Consider the following 22,847-nt stretch of genomic DNA (forward strand, 5'->3'; position numbering starts at 1 on the left):
GGCCGAGGCTTCGTATCCGTATCGCGGTGTTACCGCCGTCATGTTTGCAGTATACCATTGCCGTTTTGAAACCTAGAGTCACCCGCGTCTGCAACTTACGCTCCTGTATTCCCTGCTCCGCCTCCCAGCAGCCGACAGCTAGCACCTTACGAGCCAAGTTGCGAGTTTTTGTCCACTGAGAACGCAAAAACGGCACATACCTCGCAACCCAAGAAAAAGTGTGCGAGTTTTCGGCCGCTGGCATGGGCGTACATGGCTTCTAGGTCTGCTTCTGCAATTAGAGCGTGGCGCTCTACCAGTCTGTAAAAGATGCGGTTGGTAAGCTGCTGTTTGTTGGTCGGAGCGAGTCAGTTGCCTTTTGTGTGCTTACTCTTGCTGCATGTAGTAGGCATCGTGCTCGCGTAAGTATTGGCGCAGGTAGGGGATGGCGAAGTCAACGCGGCCCCAGCCGGCATTCTTGATGAAATCGCCATCGAGTAGTCGTGTGCGGTAGATGTTGGCATAAGTTTGGCTCTGTTTGAGGCGTTTGGCGATTTCCGCTGTAAAGGACGGGCCGTCATCTTTAGCCATGGCAAGGAGATATGTGCGGTCGACTTGAGATAGGCCATCGAGCTCGGGGCCGTGGACAGTGTTGCCAAGGCGCCGACGGGCATCCTCAATGCCCTTACTAGCATCTTCTTCGGTAACAACGGGGTTTTCAGCTGCGTGCCGGTTGGCCACTCGCCAGATGTTGTATCCAACAAGCTGAATCATGAAAGGATAGCCCTGCGTGGCTTCAGTGGCTTCGGTGAGGGGATTGCCAGCTAAGGTAATACCTGATTGTGCGAAGGTATTGCTGAAAGCGGTTTCGACCTCGGGCAGCGGCACGTCTGCGAGGCGCTCGGGCTGGGCGCGACGCAAGAAGGTCAGCAGCTCGTCGTTCAGCCATTTCGATGTGATGGTCGGCAGGCCGGCGAAAACGAAGGCGATGTTTCTGTTCTCGCGTATGAGGTGCTGAACGGCGGTGGCTATGGCTACAAGATCGTTGCGGTCGGCGGCCTGTGTTTCGTCGACGGTCACCAAAAGCCCACGATCCTTGCTGCGCTTCTCTATCTTGTTAAGTCGGTGAGTCAAGGCTTCTCGTAGGGTGAGGGGCATTTGCTGAGAGGAGATGCTGATTTGACCAAGGCTGGCACCGATACCTTGAGGCCCTGTAATTTCTGGTTTAATCGTGGTTGCAAGCTGACGCTTGGTGGGTTGCAGGCGCTCGACAAGGCGCTCGGCCAGGCCACTCGATGCGGTTTCGTCGAGAACTTCCCAATGATGGCTTTTAGCTATATTGCCAAATTCGGTAAGAATAACAGTTTTTCCGACTCCTCGTGCGCCTGTGACGCACATAAGCCGACCTGGCGCCCCGGGGCCGTCGGCTAAGCCCTCTTCAAAGTCTGCAATAATCGGTTCTCTACCGACCAATAATGGCGGTAAATGGCCAGCAGTGGGCTTGAAAGGATTTGTACTCATCGCGGTGCCCCTTTTGAATGCAATATGATTTCGGAATGCCTATAAAAACAAGTGTATTAGTAATTTATAAAAAAATATAAAAGAGCCGCAGGGCTGGGGTTTGGGTGGGGGATTGCGACTGGGCGCGAACATGGGCTGAATCATCGGTGCGTACGGTTAAGCTAGGGAGAGCTGGTAATGCAGACGAGTCGAGGAAATGGCATGCACAAACCTACCTTCGCCCGAGGGGCGGCCGTGGTGACCGCTTTGTCTCTCGCGTTTGGCCTGGCGGCCTGCGGAGACAACGCTCCGGCATCTTCGGCTATTTCGGGCGCTTCGGGCGCTTCGAGTGTTTCGGGCGCGGATGGCGGCCCCAATTTGCAGGGCGAATTCGCAGGTTCGGGCGCTTCCTCCCAGCAGTCGGCCAACGAGGCTTGGATAGCTGATTTTCATGCCAGCCACAATCAGGCGCGCATCTCTTACGATCCCGCTGGTTCCGGCGCTGGAGTTACGGCCCTGCTCAACGGCTCAGTCATTTGGGCGGGCAGCGACGAACCTTTGAACGCGGCCCAATTGGAGCAGTCCAAGTCCACTTGCGCTCGCGGTACTGCTTTTGAAGTGCCGGTCTATGTGACCCCCATCGCTTTTGCTTACAACCTGCCCTCGGTCGGGCTCAACGATTCTGGTAAGCACCTGCGCATGGAGCCCGAGACGATTGCGGCGATTTTCCAGGGGCAGATTACCCGTTGGAACGACGCGCGCTTGGCCCGGCTCAATCCGGGCGTGGGCCTGCCGGACCTGCCTATTACTGTGGTGCACCGTTCCGATAAGTCGGGCACAACCAAGAGTTTGTTTAAGTATTTGAAGGCCGCAGCTGGCCCCGCTTGGCCCTACGAGCCGGGCGAGAATTGGCCGAACAACGTGGGGCAGGGCGCCAAGGGCACTGCTGGCTTGGTGATGACGCTCACGCAGGCGGAGGGCACTTTTGGCTACGCTGATGCGGCGCAGACTTCCGGGCTGGGCACGGTGGCGGTCAAGGTGGGGGAGTCCTACGTGCCTGCCAGTGAGCGCGGCGTTTCCAAAATGATGGACAAAGTCAAGTATGAGGCTCAGCCTCAGGGCTCCTTACGTAAGCTCGTGAAGGTGGATTACCAGACTGCGGAGCCCGGCGCTTACCCGGTTTTGCTGGTCTCCTACGACATCGCCTGCCAGGCCTACCAGCGCGATGCGAGCGGCTCGAAAGCTGCCTTTGCCAAGTCTTGGCTCAGCTACTTGGCGAGCGAGGCCGGGCAGCAGCAGGCCGCCGCCAACGCAGGCTCGGTGCCGCTCACCCCTGCCATTCGTGAGCAAGTCATGCAATCCGTACAAGCAATCGAGGCCTCATGAGCAAGACTTTGGCCCCTCAATCCGCCACTAATATGGCTGAGCAGAACCCGCAAGGGGTGGATCCAGACGCTGTCAGCGTGTCGGTCGATGTCTCTGCTGCTCCTGCTGAAGCCAGCGCTGCTCCCACCGCACCCAGCCCCGGCCGCACAGCAGACAAGGTCTTCAAAATCTGCGCTTGGTCAGCGGGAATTCTTATCTTTTTGGCGCTCGCAGCGGTCACAATATTCCTCATTCTGCGCGCCCTACCAGCCTTCACCGGCGACCCGGCAGTTCGCAGTTCCGCTCTCGAATCACTCAGCGGCGGCCGCGCTTCCAACTTCGCATCATACGTAGGCCCTCTCCTCTTCGGAACCATTCTTATAGCTGGGCTCTCGCTGCTGCTGGCTTTCCCAGTCTCGACCGGAATTGCGCTCTTCATCACGCATTATGCCCCCCGCAAGCTCTCGACTGCGCTCAGCTCGGTAGTCGACCTTTTAGCTGCCATTCCTTCGGTCATTTACGGTCTCTGGGGTGCGCTGGTCTTGGTTCCCGCCATTACCGGCTTCTGGAATTGGGTGGCTACATACCTAGGCTGGATTCCCATATTTGCAGGACCGGCAGCCGCTCCCGCCCGCTCGGTAGCCTCGGTGGCGCTGGTCTTGGCAGTGATGATTTTACCCATTATTACCTCGGTAGCTCGCGATATTTTCGCCCAAGCACCGCGCTTGCAGCAGGAGGCGGCTCTGGCCCTGGGTGCAACCAAGTGGGAGACTATCCGCTTGGCGGTGCTGCCCTTCGCTCGTTCTGGCCTCATTTCGGCTTCGATGCTGGGCTTGGGCCGCGCGCTTGGTGAGACTATGGCCGTGCTGATGATTCTCTCGCCCGGCTTCTCGTATTCCCTGCACATCTTGCAGGCCTCAACCAGCCAAACTATCGCCGCCAATATCGCCTCCCAGTTCCCAGAAGCGGATTCGATGGGCGTGGCTATGTTGGTCGCCACCGGCCTTGTGCTCTTCGTTATCACCTTCTTGGTGAACTTCTTAGCCCGCCGTATCACCGGAAAGGGGGTGTCCAAGTGAGTGCAGCAGCCACTAAGAGCGCGAATAGTTCCAGCAGTGCTAGCGGGTCTAACGGGTCAATCGGTTCCGTCGGTTCCGTCAGTCTGGCATCGGCCCAAGGTCATACTAGCGCCCAGCTGGCCGCCAAGCCGGTCATCGATTTCGACCGCTTTAGGCCTACTCGCTCCTCGATTCGCGCCCGCAAACGCCGCAATGCACTCATGACTGGTCTCATTGCGCTCTCCTTCGTGGTGGCGCTTATTCCGCTCATTTCGGTCCTCTGGGTCAGCTTGTCCAAGGGGCTGAAGCGCCTCAACTGGGACTTTTTGACCCACAACATGTCGGGCGTCGTGGGAGGCAATCCCACTGCAACCGGGGGCCACGGAGGCATCCTTCACGCCATCATCGGCACGCTGGAAGTCACAGCTGGAGCCATGATTATCTCGGTGCCTATCGGCGTCATGTGCGCTGTCTTTTTAGTAGAATACGCTTCCGGCGGCCGCATGGCTCGGGCAATTTCCCTGCTGGTCGACGTGATGAGCGGCATCCCCTCGATCGTGGCCGGCCTCTTCGCATTCTCTATGTTTGCCGCCCTGGTAGGACCGAGCACAGTCAACGGTTTTTCCGGCTCGGTAGCCCTCTCTTTGCTGATGATTCCCACAGTCGTAAAGACTTCGGAAGACATGCTGCGCATCGTGCCCGGCGACTTGCGTGAGGCGGCCTACGCACTGGGCGTGACCAAGCAGCGTACGATTACCAAAATCGTCTTGCGTACCGCCCTGCCCGGCATCGTCTCCGGCGTGATTCTTGCCATTGCCCGCGTGATTGGCGAAACTGCGCCCCTGCTCATTGCTTCGGGCTTCATCGCCTCCACCAATCCCAACCTCTTCTCCGGCCGTATGACCACACTGCCGGTCTACGTCTACAACGAGTATTCGCAGGGCTTGGCTGTGTGTGGTCCGGGCTCGCCTGCGGGCTGCGTGGCGGGTATTCGCATGGAGCGGGCTTGGGCTGCGGCGCTGGCGCTTATCGTGGTCGTGTTGGTCTTGAATCTCTTGGGCCGCTTGGTTTCCAAGGTTTTTTCGGTGCAGGAGAAGTAGTAATGACGTGTGTACAGTATCGAGCCCAGCCCGCCTGTGCGTGGGATTGTAGCCGAATTTGCCAGAGAGTGAGCCACTAATGGGTCAGCGTATCGACATTAACCACTTGAACGTGTTCTACGGCGATTTTCTAGCGGTCGAAGACGTGAACATGACCATTAAAGCCAACAAAGTCACCGCTTTCATCGGGCCTTCGGGCTGTGGCAAATCAACGGTTTTGCGCACTCTCGACCGCATGCACGAGATTACGCCCGGCGCCCATGTAAAGGGCCAAGTCTTGCTAGAAGGCCAGGACTTGTATGGGGCGGATGTGGACCCGGTGGCCGTGCGCCGAGACGTGGGCATGGTCTTCCAGAGGGCCAATCCCTTCCCGACTATGTCGATTCGCGAGAACGTACTGGCCGGCATCCGGCTCAATAACAAGCATATTTCCAAGTCTGATGCCGACGATTTGGTCGAGTGGGCCCTGCGCGGCGCCAACTTGTGGAACGAGGTCAAAGATCGCCTAGACAAGCCCGGAATCGGCCTCTCAGGCGGCCAGCAGCAGCGTTTGTGCATCGCCCGCGCAGTGGCAGTGCACCCGCAAGTGCTGCTGATGGACGAGCCCTGCTCCGCTCTCGACCCCATTTCCACGCTGGCCGTTGAAGATTTGATCAACGAGCTCAAGCAGGATTACACCATCGTGATTGTGACCCACAACATGCAGCAGGCCGCCCGCGTCTCCGACTACACGGCCTTCTTCAACCTCAAAGCCGTGGGCCAGCCCGGCCACTTGGTCGAGATGGACGACACCACCACCATCTTCTCCAACCCCCACGAAGAAGACACCGAACGCTACATCTCCGGCCGCTTCGGCTGAGTTGTGGTTTGGTTGGGTAGCGGCTGCTGTTTTACGCGGCTAAACCCCGTCAATTAAACGAGAAAATGGGCTACAGCATCAGTTGCTCTGTCCCATTTTGTTATATAAAGCGCTCGCTTTTCGCCCTACTTTCGCTTTTATTCCTGCTCTTTGGTACGCCCCTCGCGCCTGCGCTCTTTATTGACGGTAGCCGCCGCGATGCGCTCCGCAGTCTTCTCGCTCTGCCCGCGCTCAGCCTCGCTAGCCGCCACATGCTCATACTGCTTCTGGTCTTTCTGAGACCAATACTTATTCCCCCGAGAACCTCGCTCAGCCATCATTAGCCTCCTAAGCATCCAAGGTCAGCCCAAAGCCAGCCACCCCCCAATTCTAAGCCGCCTGAGTACAATAGAAAATTAATATTACGCTCTTGGGCTATATTGTTTGACTCTTGTGTTTTACGTACATCATCGTAGTGCCCTTGCACCGGATAGTTGCTATGGGTAGAGGTGTGCCCTCCTGCCGAGATGATGGCAGGAGGGCACATTATTCAGGCCGGGTTTTGTGCTCGGGGGATTGGGGATTATAAAGCACAACCCGAAGTATTTTGTTATCAGCTTGTTTGTCTGATGTGTTCGCCTTTCACTGAGTGTTTGCGGTGAAAGTGTAGTGTGATACCGCTGGCTGCTAGGGTGCTGGCTGCTAACAAGGCGAGCCCTGCCGTTCGTTTGATAGGAAAGCTGCCTGCTGCGGGGAGAAGTTGGTCGTAGGTATATTCAAAGTAGAAGTCCTCTTGCGGGTCGGCTCCCAGTTGCCATTGCACAGCTGCGGTGATTGGACCGGGATCATGTGCTGGCGGGGAAATGTGCCACAGTTTGGTTTCGGGGTCTTGAGTTGGTGCTGCGATGGGAATACCGTCAAAAGCTCCTGAAACCAAACTGACTTGAGGCTGTAATACGCGTCTTAGCTGTCGTGTTGAGATAGGATCTGTTGTGTCTTCTATTCCGTTATTGTTGCTCCCGCACGTGTAGAGTCGGTCATCCGTGCCAATTCCAACTACATGATGGGAACCACTGTTGACAAACGAGAGTGTGACGCCTTCTGGGAGGGGTGACAAGTCAGTTGCTATCGGAGTGAATTGATAGCTTTGATTTTCGGCAGTGTCATGTCCCACTTGTCCGTAGAAGTTAGCTCCCCATGCGTATAACCGACCAGAATAGTCTAATACGTAGGAGGTGTCGTACTGAGCAGATATTTGTTTTGGTATGAAATCTGCAGGGAATGCGCTTTCTTGTATCTGCATGGGTGTAGAAGTCTGGTACGGATCATTCTTTGGGAACCCGAGCGATCCGTTCATATTAGAGCCCCAAGTGTAAAGGTGGTTTTGCTTGGTCAAAGCTAAGAGGTGGGCACTGCCGGCTTGAATCTGAGTGAATATTTCTCCTGCAGCTTCCCCTTCCAGTATTGGACCCGGACGTCGACGAATGTCAACCTGTTCAACCCCAGTTCCTAGCACTCCGTGCAAAGTGTATCTCCATGACCATGTGTAAATTGCGCCAGTATTGGTCAACAAGGCGGCAGCGTTTTCGAAAGTGAAGACACTAACTTCGATGGGGTATTCGCCGGTTTTAAGCTCGCTTAAGTCAACGATCTCGAATAACTTAGTTATCGTGTTATATCGGTAGATTCTTCCCTTTTTGGTGAGCAGAGTGGGGGTGAACCAATCGGAGTCGATGCTGTAGATACTGTCATCTCCCAAATCTGGGAGTGCAATTTGAGTCGGTACACTACACTCTTTTTCAAAGGGCAGGATAACACTGCACCGTCCCCAAACGTATAAAAAGCCGTCATCTGCAACAGCATAGGAAGTTGAAAGGCCTAATGCGTATAAAATGAAGTGGACTCCACTGGGTTTGCTGACTCTGACTGGTGAGCCGGAAAATTTTCCTATTGCTGGGTTCCCGAGTTTTCCGGATGCGTTGTTTCCCCATGCGTAAGTGTTGCCGTCTGAGCCGGTGGCGAGGGTGTGCGTAAAACCTGCTGTTACCTGTGAGTAATAAATGTTTTGTGGCGGTTTGGGAGCATCTATGTCGATGGTATTTCCACCTATCGCTGGGCCGTGATCGGTGCTGACTGAGAATTGGTAGGGTTCAAATTTAGCGGTGAGAGTGAGGTCTTGTGTTACGGGGGTGGCGAAATTCCAAGGTTTGTTTTGCGGTGTGAACCAGCCGTCGAAGTAGTGGTTGTCCCATGTGGGGGTTGGATTGGGGAATTTAGCTCGGTTTTGGTCGGTGGCTGGAATGGTTTGTGAAGGCGGGTTGGTGCCTGGTGCGTCGCCGAGGTCAAAGCTGACTGTGTAAGCGGTTTTGTAGTGGTAGGTGAAAGTAGCTGGTGTTTGGGTTTGCTCATCTTGGGTCCAGTCGATGGTAATGGTTGACTCGCCAGCTTGGTGGGGTGGCAGGGTGAATTGCCAGCTGCTTGTGCTGCGTGTGGTGGCTTGGACTGGGGTGTTATCAACACTGATGGCGGTGATAACGCTGTGTTGGGGTTGCTTGGGTAAAACGGTGATTTCGCTGTTTTGCTCAGCCGGTCCTGAGTCAGGGGTGATGGTGAAATCACTGTCAGTCATGAGTTTGGGTTGTATACCGGACTGTATTGAGTCATCGCTGTTTTGACTGCTATGCGTGGTGTTGTCGGTATTGCTTGTGGTGTCCTGTACGTCGTTGTCAGGTGTGTTGGCTGGGGAAGGTTGCGTGTGTGGTGTGGCGGAGGGGTGTGTGGGCTCAGCGTGGGCTTTTAGATTGCCCCCCCCCCCAGGATGAGTAGGGCTGCGGTTAACGCTGCGGCTGTGCAGGTTCGTTGAAGTGCGCGCAATGGATTCCCCTTACAAAAATGTGTGTGAACAATTTAAGCGTGTTATGGTGTGCAAGCTCCGAGCATACAAGCCAAATTCCCCAATCGGCCAGTACCCTCATTTTCGGAGTGCACAACTATTTATATGACAATATCATGTTGAACCGACCAAGACGTGGTCACTGTGTTGTGCTTGAACCTTGAACACAGAGCACGAAGCCAGAAAGAGAAACTGGGATAGGATGGGGGAGGAGCGGCGGCGGATTGGAATGGAGGCGGGGGTTATGGGGGTTTTGGTTCAGCCGGGAACGCTGCTGTTGATTATTGTGGCTGGGTATTTGCTTAAGCGCGCGGGCGTTTTTGGGGCCAACGACTACCGGGTGGTGCAGGCGGCGGAGTTTAACCTAGTCTTGCCGGGCGCCATTATCTACTCTTTTGCTACTAACCCTCACCATGTGAGCTTTCTGCTTATCTCACTTTTTGGCTTAATTGCAGCGCTTATACCGCCTCTGTGTGTCTTCTTTACTTCTCGCCACACGCCGGTGGCCAACCGCGCTTTCCGCATGCTCAACGTCTCGGGCTTCAACATCGGTTGCTTCTCTTTCCCCATGCTCCAGGCGCTCATTGGGCCGCAAGTGCTGGTGGCTGCTGCCATGTTCGACATTGGCAACACGACGATGGTGGCGGCTGGCACTACCGTTATGACCCAGTCGCTCCTGCGCATTAAGCCCGGTATTCCACTGCCGGATCAGCATCCCGGCTCCGCGCCCACGCTGCCCGCGGACAACCTGAGTGATTCCGATGCCCGTCGCCTCCATCGCCGCTCCCTGCTGCGCGGCGTGGCCAAGGGCTTCTTCGGCTCGCCCTCCTTCGACGTTTACCTGCTAATGGTGGCGTTCATGCTGGCCGGAATCAACCTGCCGGGCTGGGTGGCTCTGGTGAGTAAGCCCTTCGCGGGTGCCAACGCCTTCTGCTCTATGCTGATGGTGGGCATGCTGATGGACCTTCCCGCTTGCAGAGATGACTTCGCTGCCGTGGGCAAAGTGCTTGCCTGGCGCCTGCCCTGCGGGGTTGCGTTCGCCGCGGCTGCCTGGTTCTTGCTGCCCTTCGACCCGCTCATTCGCCAAGCCGTGGCCCTGTGCTGCCTCTCGCCAACGGCCATCTTCGCCACCATGTATACCGACAAAGTCCTAGGCAACGCCAAGCTCGCCGGTTTCACCCTAGCCCTCACTGCCGTAATTAGCACCTTCATGATGGTCGCCGCCCACCTCCTCCTCGCCGGTCTCTAGCTCCGCCGACCTCACACAGCTCAGCTCAGCCCTAATGGCCGAAAGTTCGCGGTACTTTTCTGAAATCGCGAACTTTCGGCCACTTTTTCGGAAATAATGGCACAAATTTCGCGAAAATCCTTCACAATCGCGAACTTTCGGCCATTTGGTTTCTGCGGCTGCTTGCGCTGATACGGTTTTGCCCAGTGAGTGGGGTGCGGCGAGGGGGGGGGAGAGAGACTGCGGAACGATTAGCGCTCGAAGCCAGTGAAGCGGGCAATATGAGGGCCGAATATCATATTTTGGAAACGGAACGAAGAAAAGCCTGGGCTCGTGATATTCTTCTGTTTGTCGGATCGCCAAATCATGACAATACATAGGAGAACTATGCGCGAGCTATTCAGGCTTAAAGAGAATAATACCACAGTTTCAACGGAAGTGGTCGCGGGCATAACCACTTTCTTTGCGATGGCTTATATCATCGCAGTCAATCCCACGGTGCTCTCCTCGGCTGGTATGCCTTGGGGGGCCGTTTTTATTGCAACCATCATTGCAGCTATCATCGGCACGCTAGTCATGGCTCTCGTAGCCAACGTGCCCTACGGTGTGGCTCCGGGCGTGGGCCTCAACGCCTTCTTCACCTTCACCGTGGTCAAAGGCTTGGGCTTTTCTTGGCAGGAGACCTTGGCTATGGTCTTCCTCTGCGGCATCATCAACATCATCGTTACGGCCACCAAGCTGCGTAAGATGATTATCCGAGCTATTCCGCCCGTCTTGCAGCACGCTATTGGCGGCGGCATCGGCGTATTCATCGCTTACGTGGGCCTGCTCAACGTCGGCATCATCAAGTTCACCCCAGACGATACGGCGGCTGCGGGAGCCAATCCGGGCCTTACAGTGTTCAAAGCGCCCGAGACCATACTCTTCGTTATCGGCCTCTTCATTACCATCATCCTGCTGGTCTGCAACTTCAAGGGCCGCTGGTCCTTCCTCAACAAGAGCGCCTTCATCATCGCTATCATCGCCGTAACTATTATCGGCATTCCAATGGGCGTCACCACGATGGCTAAGTCCATCAACCTAGGGGAGGCCTTCTCCCAGCTGCCGCAGACCTTCCTCGCTATCTTCAAACCCGAAGGTTTCCCAGCTCTCTTCTCAGACCCAGCCAAGTTGCCGATTGTTCTGGTCACGATTTTTGCATTCTCATTGTCTGACACCTTCGACACCATCGGCACGTTCGTGGGCACTGGCCGCCGCTCCGGCATCTTCTCCGATTCCGACGAGCAGGCCCTTGAAAACGGCACTGGTTTCTCTTCAAAGATGGACAAGGCCCTCTTCGCAGACGCTACTGCCACCTCAATCGGCGCTCTCTTCGGCACTTCGAACACCACCACTTACGTAGAGTCCGCCTCGGGCATTGCAGCAGGTGGCCGTACGGGTCTCACCTCGGTAGTGATTGCAGGCTGCTTCGCCCTTTCCGCACTGTTTGCCCCGGTGATTTCCGCTGTGCCTCAGGCGGCCACGGCCCCGGTTTTGGTTATCGTGGGCTGCATGATGATGTCGACCTTCGGCGAGATTGACTGGTCCGACCTTTCCGAGGCCATTCCCGCCTTCTTCTCCGCTATCTTCATGGGCTTCTCCTACTCCATCTCTTACGGTGTGGCCGCAGGCTTCATCACCTACTGCCTGACCATGACCTGCAAGGGCAAAGCTAAAGAAGTTCACCCCATCATCTGGTGCGTGGGCGCGCTCTTCATCTTAGACTTTGCCCTGCAAGCCATGTTCTAAGGGTTAACCTCACCATCAGATACTCAACCACCGACCGCCCGGGAGCAATCCCCCGGGCGGTCGTTCGTATATTGAAGAGTGCGGTAAAGTGATGTTCCCCCGCTCCAGTGCATCTGTTCCGATGCCGTTTCCATAGCTTCCGCTCGCGTTTAGTGGTGTTTTCAACAATTGGTATGACCGGGTACATGCTCAGCAGAAATAGAATAGACCCGCTTCCTGCCCGTCTGTTGTGCTCAATCGTCCCGTAAATGGTAAGGATTGAGAAATGAGGAGCGGAGAAGTAAAGAGCGAGACATACAAGAAAGCCCCACCGCAATGTGTCAGCGGCGGGGCTTAGTAAGCGCGTTAGTAGTGGGCTTTAATACCAGCCGGAGGACTGGGAGTGTGCCCAAGCACCGCAAGGTGTGCCGTAGCGGCCTGCGATGTATCCCAAGCCCCAGTTAATTTGAGTGCTGGGGTTGGTCTGCCAGTCAGCGCCAGCGGAGGCCATCTTAGAGCCGGGCAAAGCCTGAGGAATGCCGTAAGCACCGGATGGGTTGGCTGCGTTGGTCCGCCAGCCAGATTCCTTATTCCACAGCTGTACTAGGCAGGTGAATTCGCCCTCGCCCAAGCCCTTAGACACGACGATTTGGTGGGCTATATTCTGTGATTCGCCCACGGGAGCGGTAGTAGCAGCAGCGCCTGCAGGAGCACCCGAGGCAGCGGCTGGTGCGCTTACAGCAACGGAACCAGTGCCTACCTGAATGACCTTGTTAACAGGAGCTTCCTTGACGAACGAAGCGAAAATGTTGCTAGAAATGTCTTTTGAACCAGCCTTGGTAACCAAGCTGGTAGTTTCCATCACGCCTTCCTTACCCTCGGTCTTCACCTTTTTGGTGCCGGAGGGGAGGGAGTCGGTTTTTTCTTCAATAGTGTTGAAGGGAATGGCGGAATTCTCGGTCTTGACCTCAGAATCGCAGCGTTCAATCTTGATGGTGGTAGCTTCGGAAACCTTCTCATCGAGAGAGGGGGAGACCTGATCTCCAGTTTCCAAAGTGATGTTGCCGGCGTCGAGTACGGACTTCACTGTAGTGAAATGTTCGCCCAAGACTACTTTGTTGACACCGTTGATTTGTACGGTTACATACGAAGTGCCTGCGCCTGATCCACCTGCGCGGTTGGAGAGGGCAGTACGCACCGAATCGCGGGAAACTTCCGTAGATTCAGGCTGAGTTGCAGAGTATGCGGTCGCTCCAGGATGTGGCGTTGAGTCTTGAGACTGGTAGAACCCGCGGGAAGCAAAGCCAGCACCAATCACCATAGTGACTACTGCACAACCTGCTGCAAGTCGTATCCACTGACGCTTGGTCAGCGCTCTCAAAGCCTCAGTTCGGCTCCTGCGATGGGACGGCATTACGCTCCTATTGCTCTGTTTACAGATCCTCGATAAGCTCAAATGCATAAATTCATTACGAATTACGCGCTAGCATGCGGCTCTCGATGCTGAATTAGCCATTCAAGAGCGTTATCGGAAAACACACCACTTTCACATTTTACTCTCTTTTGACCCATCTGTACAGTTGGGTCGGCCGGGTTACGGCAGAAAAAGAAGGAGTGCCAGCAGCTTATCCTTACTGCCAGCGCTCCTTTTCGGCTCGCTATGCCGAGCGCTAATACACAAGATGGTCAAACTTACATCTTATGTATTCTTCACAACTTACTTGGCGGTCTCTTCTGCAGCTTCCTCAAGATTGACTGCGCGAGCTTGGCTGATAACGTCGTCTAAGTCAGAGGCACGCAAAGCGCCGGCCTGCTTAAAAATAATCTGACCCTGCTTGGCAATCATCAGGGTTGGAACCGCCTGAATGTCTGCCGCGGCAGCCAAATCTTGACATTGGTCAATATCGACCTTACCGAAGACGATGTCACTGTTGGCCTCAGAAGCTTTCTGGTAAATGGGCCCAAAAGCCTTGCAAGGCCTGCACCAAGTGGCCCAAAAGTCCACGAATACTAAGTCGTTGTTTTCAATAGTTTCTTGGAAGTTTTGCGAGTTAAGATTTACCGTTGCCATACTGCTCCTTCAAAAATTCTGCGCCTCGTCTTGCTAGGGCCAACCGCTCCGTTACTCTCAGCATTCCATCACCGCTGGAATATATGCTCTTGGCGCATTTGTACTGCTGCGAGCTGTGCGAAAGCGCGGTCGGTGGCTGTGGGCTTGAATCCGTTGCCGTTACGCTAGATAATAGAATCATGCCAGTGCTACATGATGAAATACCCGACGACTCCGACTTCGACGCGGACCGGGCGCGCGGTGAGTTCTCTAACATCACGCCTGAAGACTTCATCCGCGGCTCCGGCCAAGATAATCCGCCCGGTTGGCTGAGTTCACAAGAGATAGAGTGGGCCCGGCGCAAGCTGCCGATGACTTACGTAGAAGTAGTGCCGGCCCGAATCGACACCGCAGGGCGCGTTGCCCAGGTTGGCACCCTTCTGTGCGTTGACGACGAAGGCAATATCGAGCGCACTCTGATTACCGGCCGCGTGCTCTACCACGAGAGCATTCGCGAGGCTCTGGCCCGCAATATTTCCAAAGACTTGGGCGAACTTGCACTCCCAGTGCTGCCTCCCAGCCCTCAGCCCTTCAGCGTGGCCGAGTTTTTCCCTACCCCCAGCGTCTCTGAATACTACGACCCCCGCCAGCATTCCATCGCCTTGTGTTACTTAGTGCCGGTAGCTGGCGATTGCAAGTCTCAAGACGAAACTCTCGACGTGGAATGGGTGGAGCCCCAAAGCGAGACGCTTGATCTTTTTATTGACCAAATGCCCGGCGGCCACGGAAAGATTTTGCAGCAGGCTTTGCTTTGGGCCGGAGTCTTGTAAAGGCTTAGCGTGAAGATTTAAACATGCAGACATGGCAGGGCAAGGTAGCGCATAGCGAGGAACAGAGGAAAAGTGAGTAGTGAGATGAAGATAGTAAACCACGTTGTAGCGCAGGGCTCGGGGATTCCGGTAGTGCTGGTCCACGCCTTCCCCGTAGACCATCGTATGTGGCTGGAGTGCGCCCGGCAGCTGACTGAGCAAGCGCAGGCGGATGGATTGGAACCTTTCCCCATATATGCGCCTGATACGCCTGGAGCCGGGGTCAGTCCGGTGCCCAGCGAAGGCGAGACCGGAGGAGCAGATCAAGACGGCGCTTATCCGCAAGCGTTGGACCGCATGGCCGATTCCTACGCTCAATTGCTTACTGACTTAGGACATACACGAGCCATTTGGGTAGGGCTTTCGATGGGCGGATACCTCGTAACTGCCATCCAGCGCCTCTACCCGCAAATGGTGGCAGGTTTTGCCTTGTGCGACACCACAACGGCCGCAGACAAGCCTGAAAGCCGGGCCAACCGCCTGTGCATCGCTCGCGAGTGCGAAAGTACCGGCAGCGTTGATAGCGTTATGCACTTTGCTCAGGCCGGCCCCCAAGATTCCACGGTTAAGCGTTCTGCTGAGTGCGTTGCAACCTTTACTAACTGGATTGAATCGCAGAGCCCTGAGGGAATCGCTTGGCGGCAGCGGATGGCAGCGGGCCGCCCAGATCAGAGTAAGGTGTTGGATAGCGTGCGAGTGCCGAGTGCGGTCATTTCCGGCGAACTTGATCCTTCAAGCCCTCCCGAGGCTATGCGCCCAATCGTCGATGCCTTGCAAGCCAGTCGGCCCGAGTTCACTAGGATTGCTGACTGCGGCCACTTCAGCGCTGTCGAGCATCCCAGCCAGGTGGCCAGCGCCCTGCTTGCCTTGGTCAATCGCGTGGGCCAAGCAGCGCTTACTGTTGAAAGGTAAACCTTGGATTCTCCACAGAGTTTGTTCACTCCGCTCTCACTCACTCAGGCCTTGCCTTTCTTGCCCTTAGCGCAGTCTCAGGTGGATTATGCCAGCGAGCAGCGCTCGAATCCCGACCTCTTCCAACAGTTTGAGCAGGAGGGCTCTGTTTCGGTGATGCTGGTGAGTGGCCAGCGGGTGGCTTTACCTTTCAAATCATTGGAACAGGCCAAATTGGGTGGCGGCCTGCTGCGTTTGGCCCTACTGCCAGGCGAATACCTGCCCTCGTGTTTGCGGCCGCTCGCTGGAGCGCCTTCTGCCCTGTATTTCTTAGGATCGGCAGGGAACCAACACTTCTTCGCGCTCGATCTTGATTTGGCTGGCCGACAGTTGAGTGACGAGCCAGGTCGGGAACAGGTGGAGCAGTTCGCCCAGAGTGCCCAAAGTCGTTTTAAATGGCTGGATGTGAAGGAGTTTGCTCCACGTGGACTCTCGCGTGATGTGGGCCTTGCCACGAGTGCACTCGCACTCAGTATTTGGCACAATGCGCAGCGGTACTGCTCCTACTGTGGTGCCCCGATTGCGCCCTGCGAGAACGGTTGGGCTCAGCAGTGCACCCAAGAAAACCCTGCTCGTATCCTCTTCCCCCGCATCGAACCGGCCGTTATTACTGCGATTGTCGACAGTCAAGACCGCCTGTTGTTGGAGCACAATAGCGCTTGGGAACCCAGCCTCTATTCGCTCTGCGCTGGCTTCGTGGAGCCAGGCGAAAACCTTGAGCATGCTGCCAAACGCGAGGCAATGGAGGAGCTGCAACTGCCCTTAGGCGAGATACGCTATTTAGGCTCTCAGCCTTGGCCTTTCCCTGCTTCGCTGATGGTGGCTTTCAAGGCGCGGGCCCTGAGCGAGGCTTTCGTGGTGGACTATGAAGAGACGGATTGCGCTTGCTGGATGACCCGTGATGAATACACGGCAGCGCTGGCAACCGGGCGTATGTCCGCTCCGGGCAAGGCTTCCGTAGCTCGCTATATGATTGAACAATGGTACGGGCGAGAGTTATAAAACCGCCTGAGTGTCAAGTGAACTGCCGTGGGAGCGTTCATTTGTGAAGGTCTCGCGCCTTGGGTTTATAGTGGAATGCAATTGCAAAGATTATGGAAGGGTGATCTATGGCTGACGACGTGCACTACAACGCACAGGTTCCCCGGGATGCCGCTGCGAGCGGGCAAAACGGTTTGGGAGACTTGGCGAGCGCGGGTGATGCAGGAGAGCGCACTACCATCATTCCTCCCTTAAACGGCACGATGCCGGATCAGGCGCCTCAGATTCCTGTGGGTGCTTATCCGCAAGACATTACTAATCCTGGCCAAGCTCCGCAGTTTGCCTACAACAATGCGCAGGTTATCGCCGACGATACTATAGCCAAGCAGCCGGTTGGAGTTGCTCAGCCTGCGATGGTGGCAGCTCAGCCAACAGAGACCTTCGCACAGCCTGGCAATTATGGGCAGCCCGCAGCTAGCTTCCAGCAGCCTTTAAACAGCCAAGACTTGTCGAGCGCGAACTGGCAGGTTGATACTTCTGAGCCTGTAAGCCATGCAGCGCGCTCCAGGAAGCCTCAATTGGCGCTGATTATTAGCTTGTGCGTGCTGGCTGCAGTGCTTGTGGCCATACTCCTTGGTTTCTTTGGCGCTCGTTCCTATTATCAGCATCGGGCGGCGCCAGGCGTGAGCTTTGCTGGTGAGAGTGTAGCTGGAAAAGATGCGCAGGAGCTCAAGGATTTGGTCTCGGCAAAGGTGGCTGCTTCCAACTTCGTTATTAACGATAGTCAGGGCGGGCGCACCAAGGCCACGCTCAAAGATTTGGGCGTTACCAGCGACGTTGATGCTACGGTGAACCAGATTCTGAGCGCAAAAAGCTCTAGCGACCTGGTGAAAATTAACCCCTTCCAGCATTCTTCGGTGCCGCTGAGCCTATCGAGCGACGACGTCAAGATGAATGAGTTCTTGACTGCAGCTTTCGTAGATAAAGACAAGCAGGCCGTGCCTTCTTCTATTAACTACGACCAAGCGTCTAAGAAATTCGTGGCGCAAGAAGGCAATCAGGGTAGAGCTCCCAAGCTGGAGAGTGTGAAGGCTGCTATTAGCCAGACTGCTAACGAACCGGGCCAGGGCCGCACGGTCAAGATTAGCTACCACGACATTGATATGCCTATCAAGAAAGACGTGGCCGTGCAGGCTGCCGACGATGCTAACAAGCGCTTGGCAACGCCTATGGTTATTACCAGTGATAAGAGCGACGACTATACGATTCCTATCGACCAGGTAGCTCAGTGGATTAAGCCGGTTTCTGACTTGGGCAAGGGCCAGATTAGTTTGACCTACGATAAGGCTGCGGTCAAAGCGTATGCTGCTAAGGAATTGCCGGCAAACCTCAACCAAGACCCAGTGACTGAAAAGAACGTGAAGAACTCCAAAGGCGAGGTCCTCATCGTTACCACTAAGGGTGTTGACGGGGTCAAGGTCAAAGACACAGATTCGGCTGCGAACCAGATTGTGGACCAGCTCAAGTCAGGTCAGATTGCGCCTATCCAAGCTGCTGCCGACGTGGAGCCTCACAAGGTGGAATCGCGCACTGCCCGCTACGATGTGCCAGATGGCGACATGTGGGTGGAGGTTAACCTGAGCACGCAGACGGCTACTGCTTATAAGGGCACGACTGAGGTGAAGTCTTTCCCCATTTGCTCCGGTCTGCCTCGCGACGGTGATGAATCCGACCTTGGTACTTTCTTTATCAACGTGCGCTATGCTATTCAGACCATGCGTGGCCCCGGTTATGTGTCTCCCAACGTTAAGTGGGTCTCCTACTACAACGGTTCGGAAGGCTTCCACACGGCTAGCTGGAACTACGACGCTATTGCCCACGGAGACGCTGCCAATCGCGGCTCACACGGCTGCATTAACATGTACGAACAAGATGCGCAATGGATTTACGACAACTGTCCCATTGGCACGATGGTGAAAGTCGTCGGTGAACAGCCCACTCACGCGGTGCGCTAAAGAGTAAACGAGTTGGGCCAGGCTAGCGCTTTGGCCTCTTAGACCCCTAGAGTTAGGCTGGAGCTATGACTGGAGAATCACAGAAGAACTCGGAGCGCTTAGACGTGCCCGAGCAATTAGCGTACTCGCAAGACCACGTGTGGATGGATACTTCGAGCTCGCCGGCAGTATTGGGAGTCACTGAGTATGCGGCAGAGCAGTTGGGAGACTTAGTCTTCCTAGACCTGCCAGAGATGGGCACCCACGTGGATGCCGGCGATGAAATCGTCGAGCTGGAGTCGTCCAAGGCAGTTGAGCCTCTGGTGTGCCCAGTCGCTGGCACGATTACTCATGTGAACCGTGCCGCTTCCGACGATCCAGCTGTGATTAACTCCGACCCTTACGGTGAAGGCTGGATTTTGAAGATGGAACTCGACGACGACCAGCCTGAGCTACTGAGTGCCCAAGAGTATGCCAAAATCATAGATGCCCAGTAACTTCGAAAAGGTATAAGCCTAGCCCCATCAAGCCAGAGAGGCGGTCGCATGAGCAGTACTCATGAAGACCCTCGAGACAAGCGCAGGCCTATTCGCGCCCGTCATGTGGCTACCAGCTTTGATGCTGCCGCACCCCACGAGCGCTTCGACCAGCAGTCTCTACCGGTTAAGCTTGCCCGCATGGGTGCCACTACGGGCTTTGATATGTGGGCCAGGGCTTCAGCTGCGCTCTGCCGTAGAATGGGCTGGTATCCGCGGGTAGAACCATACGTGGGTTACGGTACCGAGCACTACTCCCGCCTGATTTGCCGCACAGTTCTGGCACCTCCAGGTCCTGAGAGCGCTTCGGCCAGCCGAGGTATTTGGACCGCTTTGACGGTGCCGGCCCCTCACACCAGAGTTTCGATTGCCATTGATTCTGAACCGCTAGAAACGGTGCAATTGGGCGATTCTGAACTCTACGATGCGCCAGACCCTTCGCGTAATCAGAGCAGTAAGTTCGCTCGCTCAGACCGCTCAGGATACCTCGATTTAGTAGCTGAACACGACTTGAGCGTAGGGCCTCACCAAGTGACCTACCATGTCAACGAGCGCTCACTTGTGCCCGGCACCCTCTACACAGTGGCCTCTTCCGCCCGAATCGGCGTGATTTCAGATGTAGACGACACCATCATGGTGACGCAGGCCCCCAGCCGTCTCAAAGCCGGCTATAACCTTCTGCTCTCGAATCCCACCAAACGCGCCTCCGTGCCTGGTATGAGCGTGCTCTACACGCGCATCCGCGACCTTGACGTAGACATGCCCTTCTTTTACCTCTCGGCCTCGCCTTGGAATGTGGAGCGCACGATTCGCCTCTTCATCCGCGACCACGGCTTCCCTGCAGGGCCCTTACTCCTGCGCGATCTCGACCCTAGGCCCAAGACGTTCGTGCCCACTACAGTGCAGCACAAGCACGAGTTCATCCAGCAGCTCATGGCTGACTTCCCCAAGATGCGCTTTATCCTCTTCGGAGACGACGGTCAGCGCGACCCAACTACTTACGCCGAGGTAGTGCGCCGTTACCCAGGGCGGATATTAGCCATCGGTATTCGCCAGCTCAGCCCGCGCGAATCAAGCCTTCCCTCCTTTGACTGGACCGGCAACCAGCCCGCCCCCGAGATGGATGTGCCTGTCTTTTACGGCACCACCGGAGCCAACCTCATGAAAACCATGCTGCCCTACCTGCAAAGCACTTGCCGTCGCTCACGTCTATAATCAGGGCATGACTTCTCTACGCCAGTCCTACTCAGCTCATGAGACCCCGCGCTCAGCCGGCCTCAACCCGCCGCAAGCCCTCCAGCGCCCTGCCATCCGCAAGATTCACGGCGACGAATTCACTGACCCTTACGAGTGGATGCGAGACAAGGACTCTGCCGAAACCAAAGCATATATAGAAGCCCAGAACGCCTACTGCCAGCAGCGTTTAGAGCCGCTCAACCAACTCAAGTTCCGCCTCTTCGACGAATTCAAATCGCGCATTCAAGAGTCCGACATGTCGGTGCCCACCCGCATGCACGGCTACTGGTATTTCACTCGCACCCGCGAGGGATCCCAGTACGCTATGCAGTGCAGAATGCCGGTCACAGACCCCAACGATTGGAACCCTCCCGAGATAGACCGCACATCCGCTCCCGGCTCAATGCCCGGCGAGGAAGTCTTCTTCGACAACAATCGTGAGGCAGAAGGTCACGATTTCTTCCGGCTCGGTGGCCTCGACGTGAGCTCAGACGGGCGTTGGATGCTCTACTGCGTTGATACCAATGGCGATGAACGCTACGACATTCGTCTGCGAGACTTGGCAACGGGCGAAGACACGCCTGACCGCATCGACCAAGTGTCGTCCGGTCCTGTGCTAACGCCCGATGCTCAGTGGGTTTTCTACGCCAAAGTTAACCAAGCATGGCGACCTTACTCTGTCTGGCGTCACAAGGTGGGCACTCCCACGAGCAGCGACGTGTGCGTCTTTACCGAAAAAGACGAGCGCTACTGGGTGGGTGTGGGCCTGAGCTTCGACGAGCGTTCAGTAGTGATTGGCAGCTCTTCCAAGACCACGAGTGAAGTGCTCCTGCTTTCGGTAGACGAGCCAGAAGGCACTTTCAAGCCCTTCATCAAGCGCCAAGATGGTGTGGAATACGACGTATCCTTTGCCTCCCTGCCTGCTCCCGAAGGCGGCGATGGCCTGCCACTTCCCGTGGCCGTGGTCTACCAAAACTTGGATAATCCCAACTTTAGCGTGCGCCTTATAGACATGCGAAGCCACCAGCCGCCATTCAGCTTCGACGAAGGCGTAGTCATAGCCCAAGGTTCGCCCTACGGCTGCGAAGATGCTGGCTCCGACCAGTCCATTTCGCTCAATGAGCCCTACTACCGCGAAGGCAATCCTCAGATTTTGCAGGGCGCTCGCGGGCTCAGCATTGAGGGCATGGGCATTTACCAGCATTTTGCCCTGCTCAGCTACCGGGCCAACAGTCTCATGCATTTAGCGGTTATCCCTACTGCCCAGGCTGCGCAAGACCTGCAAGCGGGCCGGCCCTGGTCCTTCAGAGAGGTTGAGCCTGCGGGCGGCGATATCAGTAGAATCTACGCTATTGCTTCCGGCGATAATGCCTCCTACGAAGCGCCAACCATGCGCTATTCGTTCGCCTCCTACACCGCTCCTGCCGAGCTTCACGAGTTGAACGTGACTACTGGCGAGGATCGGCTGCTGAAGCGGGCTCAAGTCTTGGGTGACTTTGACCAGGCCAACTATGCTGAGCGCAGGCTCTGGGTGAAGGTGCGAGACGGAGCTGAGGTGCCGGTATCTCTGGTCTGGCGGCGGGGCCTGGTGCCTGCCCTAGAGGGAGCTGACGAGGGTCTAAGCAATCAGCGGTTGGAAGCTCCCAGCGATATTGCTGCGCTGACTTGGCCCGAAGCTGCTGGTCGAGAGGCACCTGCCTCAAGCTCCGGCTCTCCCTGCTTCATCACCGGCTACGGCTCCTATGAAATAGCCTCCGATCCGGGATTCTCGGTGGGCCGTTTGAGTATGCTGGACCGCGGCGTAGTCTACGCTTGCATCCACACGCGCGGCGGGGGAGAGATGGGTCGCGCCTGGTATGAGCAAGGGCGCAGACTCAAGAAACTCCACACTTTTGAAGACTTCATCGACTGCACGGCTGCCCTGCAAGAAGCCGGTTGGATTGATCCCACTCGTACGGTGGCCAACGGCGGTTCGGCAGGTGGTTTGCTCATGGGCGCTATCGCCAATATGGCCCCTCAGCTATACGCGGGTATTGAGGCAGACGTGCCCTTTGTAGATGCGCTCAACTCGATTTTGGACCCCTCACTACCGCTCACGGTCACTGAGTGGGATGAGTGGGGAGACCCCCTACATAACTTGGATGTCTACCGTTATATGAAGGCCTACACTCCATACGAAAATGTGCCCGAAGCCGAGGAGCGCCAAGCCCGCTTCGGCAGCGAACATTTCCCTAAAATTTTCGCCACTACCTCCCTCAATGACACGCGAGTGCTTTACGTAGAACCACTCAAATGGGTGGCGCGACTGCAAGAGTCGGCAGTTGCTGCTGATGCGATAGTGAAGATTGAAGTCGAAGCGGGGCACGGGGGCACTACGGGCCGCTACCGGCAGTGGGAGGAGCTAGCTTTGGAGAATGCCGTATGCTTGTCCATACTCAAGCCAGACGATCCTGACCTGCTTAAGGGCTGAATTGCTGGAGTTTACAGGGCTCAGGTTATAGT

At 56.0% G+C, this 22,847-nt stretch carries 18 protein-coding genes; 13 read left to right on the forward strand and 5 right to left on the reverse strand.

The window, feature by feature from the left end; genetic code table 11:
- Nucleotides 1-366: 366 nt before the first annotated feature.
- Nucleotides 367-1,500 carry an ATP-binding protein gene (locus tag R8377_RS01775; protein ID WP_317643253.1) on the reverse strand — a complete coding sequence of 378 codons (1,134 nt, stop codon included), beginning with the start codon at nucleotides 1,498-1,500 and terminating at the stop codon, nucleotides 367-369.
- Between the two features lie 177 nt (nucleotides 1,501-1,677).
- Here R8377_RS01775 and R8377_RS01780 point away from each other — a divergent pair, with 177 nt between their 5' ends.
- The 4 genes from R8377_RS01780 (at nucleotide 1,678) to pstB (ending at nucleotide 5,861) form a co-directional block, all read left to right on the forward strand.
- Entirely contained in the window at nucleotides 1,678-2,865 is a 1,188-nt protein-coding gene (locus R8377_RS01780; RefSeq protein WP_317643254.1) for a phosphate ABC transporter substrate-binding protein PstS, read from the forward strand.
- Entirely contained in the window at nucleotides 2,862-3,923 is a 1,062-nt protein-coding gene (pstC, locus tag R8377_RS01785; RefSeq protein ID WP_317643256.1) for a phosphate ABC transporter permease subunit PstC, read from the forward strand. The genes R8377_RS01780 and pstC overlap by 4 nt, the downstream gene beginning before the upstream one ends.
- Before the next feature lie 83 nt (nucleotides 3,924-4,006).
- Nucleotides 4,007-5,002, forward strand: a complete 996-nt coding sequence (gene pstA / locus R8377_RS01790) for a phosphate ABC transporter permease PstA (protein WP_317643660.1) — start codon at nucleotides 4,007-4,009, stop codon at nucleotides 5,000-5,002.
- 79 nt (nucleotides 5,003-5,081) lie between these two features.
- Nucleotides 5,082-5,861, forward strand: coding sequence for a phosphate ABC transporter ATP-binding protein PstB (gene pstB / locus R8377_RS01795; protein ID WP_317643258.1), 780 nt, complete (start codon nucleotides 5,082-5,084; stop codon nucleotides 5,859-5,861).
- 137 nt (nucleotides 5,862-5,998) lie between these two features.
- Here the strand turns inward: pstB and R8377_RS01800 are convergent, their stop codons facing one another.
- Together R8377_RS01800 and R8377_RS01805 are read right to left on the reverse strand one after the other, a co-directional pair.
- Nucleotides 5,999-6,181 carry a hypothetical protein gene (locus R8377_RS01800; RefSeq protein WP_317643259.1) on the reverse strand — a complete coding sequence of 61 codons (183 nt, stop codon included), beginning with the start codon at nucleotides 6,179-6,181 and terminating at the stop codon, nucleotides 5,999-6,001.
- 272 nt (nucleotides 6,182-6,453) lie between these two features.
- Complete coding sequence (locus tag R8377_RS01805) at nucleotides 6,454-8,469, reverse strand: InlB B-repeat-containing protein (RefSeq protein ID WP_317643260.1); 2,016 nt, start codon at nucleotides 8,467-8,469, stop codon at nucleotides 6,454-6,456.
- 508 nt (nucleotides 8,470-8,977) lie between these two features.
- Here R8377_RS01805 and R8377_RS01810 point away from each other — a divergent pair.
- Nucleotides 8,978-9,982 carry an AEC family transporter gene (locus R8377_RS01810; RefSeq protein ID WP_317643261.1) on the forward strand — a complete coding sequence of 335 codons (1,005 nt, stop codon included), beginning with the start codon at nucleotides 8,978-8,980 and terminating at the stop codon, nucleotides 9,980-9,982.
- 366 nt (nucleotides 9,983-10,348) lie between these two features.
- A complete protein-coding gene (locus tag R8377_RS01815) occupies nucleotides 10,349-11,749 on the forward strand; it encodes an NCS2 family permease (protein ID WP_317643262.1) in 1,401 nt (466 codons plus the stop codon).
- Nucleotides 11,750-12,107: 358 nt separating this feature from the next.
- Here the strand turns inward: R8377_RS01815 and R8377_RS01820 are convergent, their stop codons facing one another.
- Entirely contained in the window at nucleotides 12,108-13,142 is a 1,035-nt protein-coding gene (locus R8377_RS01820) for a resuscitation-promoting factor (RefSeq protein WP_317643263.1), read from the reverse strand.
- A 303-nt stretch (nucleotides 13,143-13,445) separates the two neighbouring features.
- Nucleotides 13,446-13,799, reverse strand: coding sequence for a thioredoxin (trxA, locus tag R8377_RS01825; protein WP_317643264.1), 354 nt, complete (start codon nucleotides 13,797-13,799; stop codon nucleotides 13,446-13,448).
- Between the two features lie 179 nt (nucleotides 13,800-13,978).
- Between trxA and R8377_RS01830 the strand changes: the two genes are divergently transcribed.
- From R8377_RS01830 to R8377_RS01860, 7 genes are all read left to right on the forward strand, one after another.
- Nucleotides 13,979-14,608 (forward strand): NUDIX hydrolase family protein, encoded by a 630-nt coding sequence (locus R8377_RS01830; RefSeq protein WP_317643265.1) that lies wholly within the window; start codon nucleotides 13,979-13,981, stop codon nucleotides 14,606-14,608.
- Between the two features lie 84 nt (nucleotides 14,609-14,692).
- Nucleotides 14,693-15,559 carry an alpha/beta fold hydrolase gene (locus R8377_RS01835; RefSeq protein ID WP_317643266.1) on the forward strand — a complete coding sequence of 289 codons (867 nt, stop codon included), beginning with the start codon at nucleotides 14,693-14,695 and terminating at the stop codon, nucleotides 15,557-15,559.
- Nucleotides 15,560-15,562: 3 nt separating this feature from the next.
- Complete coding sequence (nudC, locus tag R8377_RS01840; RefSeq protein ID WP_425605011.1) at nucleotides 15,563-16,600, forward strand: NAD(+) diphosphatase; 1,038 nt, start codon at nucleotides 15,563-15,565, stop codon at nucleotides 16,598-16,600.
- Between the two features lie 107 nt (nucleotides 16,601-16,707).
- Complete coding sequence (locus tag R8377_RS01845) at nucleotides 16,708-18,594, forward strand: L,D-transpeptidase family protein (protein ID WP_317643267.1); 1,887 nt, start codon at nucleotides 16,708-16,710, stop codon at nucleotides 18,592-18,594.
- A 65-nt stretch (nucleotides 18,595-18,659) separates the two neighbouring features.
- Nucleotides 18,660-19,070, forward strand: coding sequence for a glycine cleavage system protein GcvH (gene gcvH, locus R8377_RS01850; protein ID WP_317643268.1), 411 nt, complete (start codon nucleotides 18,660-18,662; stop codon nucleotides 19,068-19,070).
- A 48-nt stretch (nucleotides 19,071-19,118) separates the two neighbouring features.
- Nucleotides 19,119-20,324 (forward strand): App1 family protein phosphatidate phosphatase, encoded by a 1,206-nt coding sequence (locus tag R8377_RS01855; RefSeq protein WP_317643269.1) that lies wholly within the window; start codon nucleotides 19,119-19,121, stop codon nucleotides 20,322-20,324.
- A gap of 7 nt (nucleotides 20,325-20,331) precedes the next feature.
- Nucleotides 20,332-22,815: a S9 family peptidase gene (locus tag R8377_RS01860; RefSeq protein ID WP_317643270.1), complete on the forward strand. Its 2,484-nt coding sequence runs from the start codon at nucleotides 20,332-20,334 to the stop codon at nucleotides 22,813-22,815.
- Nucleotides 22,816-22,847 lie beyond the last annotated feature (32 nt).

It is taken from the genome of Bombiscardovia apis, from assembly GCF_033095945.1.
Taxonomy (GTDB): Bacteria; Actinomycetota; Actinomycetes; order Actinomycetales; family Bifidobacteriaceae; genus Bombiscardovia; species Bombiscardovia apis.